This is a genomic window from Thermogutta sp. (genome assembly GCF_014359955.1).
Classification (GTDB): domain Bacteria; phylum Planctomycetota; class Planctomycetia; order Pirellulales; family Thermoguttaceae; genus Thermogutta.
Genome location: NZ_JACIYL010000811.1, coordinates 1 through 1,931, shown reverse-complemented (window position 1 = coordinate 1,931; position 1,931 = coordinate 1). Strand labels below are relative to the sequence as shown.

Sequence of the window (1,931 nt, the reverse complement as noted above, 5' to 3'; positions counted from 1 at the left end):
CTCAGTACGTCCGCTGTGGGTTTTTCCAGAATCCGAACAAGTCGCCCATCGCGTTCCACCAGTCCTACGGCGAACGCTTTGATGCGCTCCGCCGCGATGTTACTCCGCGCGAGCATGGTATCCTGGTCAAAAAGCGCCACTCCGGCACCCTTCAACTCGCGGAGACCGGTCAAGGCCGCCACAGGATAATAGTTATCGGAGTTAATCATGATGAAATCATCATCGCCGGCAAATTCTTCGGCCGCTGCCACCGCGTTGGCCGTGCCTAGCGGCTTCTCCTGGACCGCAAACGTGATTCTCAATCGCCGAAGGGGCATCTCTTGCTGATACCGCCGGCGAAGTTCCTCATGTTCGGGGGCTACCACGAGACACACCTCGCTGTAGCCCGCATCTGCCACCGACGAAAGCAGATAGTCCAAAAAGACCCGTCCGTTGGCGAGGGGGATGAGTGCCTTCAATCCTCGTCGAGCGGCCTGAGCTTGCCGCTCGTCCAGCGCCACGGATTGATCCTCCTTCTGCATTCGTGTCCCGAGTCCCCGAGCGAGAATGACGACTTTCCGAATCACGGCCTGAAGCTCCTCTGATGATCACAAGGTTAACGACTTTTAATTTTGCGTTTGCTTTTCGGGCGCCGCAGGAGTGGCGGCCAAACCTGCTGCACCCCCCGGGGCGGCGTATCTCGAAAACCTTCTGGGTTTTTCGTCCAAAAAAAAAAAAGCACCTGTCCGAGATCCTGCGGTTTCTTCACAGGCGGTTGAAGCTGGTAACTCCCCACCATCGCGACCAATTCCCGCGTACTCATCAACCCAAGGTTATTCAAAAATATCATGAAAAAGTTTTCCGTGCGAGTTGCCTCTGCCAGAGGGGGACACCCCATCAGAGGGAGTCCCCTTTGACTTAACTGGGGAGACGGCGTAACAATAAGGACAGATGACGGGCCCGAGGCGAGAGGTCCCTACAATGGGGAGCTGCGAACCTGGTCAGGGACGAAAGTCAGCAGCCATAAGCAGTGATCTCCATGTGTAGTGGGCCTCTCGCCACGGGTCGGTCACGTCGCCCGCAAAGCACGGCTTGCGACCGGGGATTGTCGAAGACCGATAATCCCTGTGTGATTGGCAGAATATGGTACAGGGGATCTAGTCTCCGCGTGGCGGGAAATGCGGGGAAACATGGCAACTCGCTCCAGAAAGAAGCAGGAATCCCCTTCGTCTGTAGCGGAATCGCAACCCAGGCCCAGCAGCGGTTATCTCGTCGTTGCCCGGCGATACCGGCCCCAGACCTTTGACGAGCTCGTCGGCCAGGAACACGTCGCGACCGCTCTCAAGAACGCGATCAAAACGGGGCGAATTGGCCACGCTTATCTGTTCACGGGTGCTCGTGGAGTGGGGAAAACATCCACGGCGCGGATTTTCTCCAAAGCTCTCAATTGTGTCAAAGGCCCCACAACCGAGCCGTGTAATGAATGCGACATTTGCCGCAGCATCAGCGCCGGCGAGGACATCGACGTCTTGGAGATCGACGGGGCGAGCAACCGCGGTATTGAAGAGATCCGTCAACTCCGGCAGAACGTCGTCGTCCGTCCGAGCCGGGCCCGGTTCAAAATTTACATCATCGACGAAGTTCACATGCTCACCAAGGAGGCTTTCAACGCGTTGCTGAAGACGCTGGAAGAGCCTCCCGAGCATGTCAAATTCATCTTCTGCACCACCGAGCCCAACAAAGTGCCGGTGACGATTCTCTCTCGATGCCAGCGGTTCGACTTCGCCGGTATCGAGAGTCAAACAATCGTTGCCCGTTTGAAACAGATTCTTGAAGCTGAAAATGTCGCGGCGGAAGCCGGTGTTCTGGAACTGCTGGCGCAGCGGGCGGGCGGATCGATGCGGGACGCCCAGTCCCTTCTCGAACAGTTGCTCGCCTTTGCGGACAAGGAG

At 57.3% G+C, this 1,931-nt stretch carries 2 protein-coding genes and 1 other RNA gene; 2 read left to right on the top strand and 1 reads right to left on the bottom strand.

Going from position 1 to position 1,931, the window contains the following annotated elements; translation table 11 throughout:
- Positions 1-566 (bottom strand): sugar phosphate nucleotidyltransferase (locus tag H5U08_RS17215; RefSeq protein WP_297035902.1); only part of this gene is annotated, 566 nt, incomplete at its 3' end.
- Between the two features lie 377 nt (positions 567-943).
- Between H5U08_RS17215 and ffs the strand changes: the two genes are divergently transcribed.
- Both ffs and dnaX read left to right on the top strand, forming a co-directional pair.
- Positions 944-1,042: signal recognition particle sRNA small type (gene ffs / locus H5U08_RS17210), an RNA gene on the top strand.
- 127 nt (positions 1,043-1,169) lie between these two features.
- The coding region (dnaX, locus tag H5U08_RS17205) for a DNA polymerase III subunit gamma/tau (RefSeq protein ID WP_297035899.1) at positions 1,170-1,931 on the top strand (762 nt) is incomplete at its 3' end.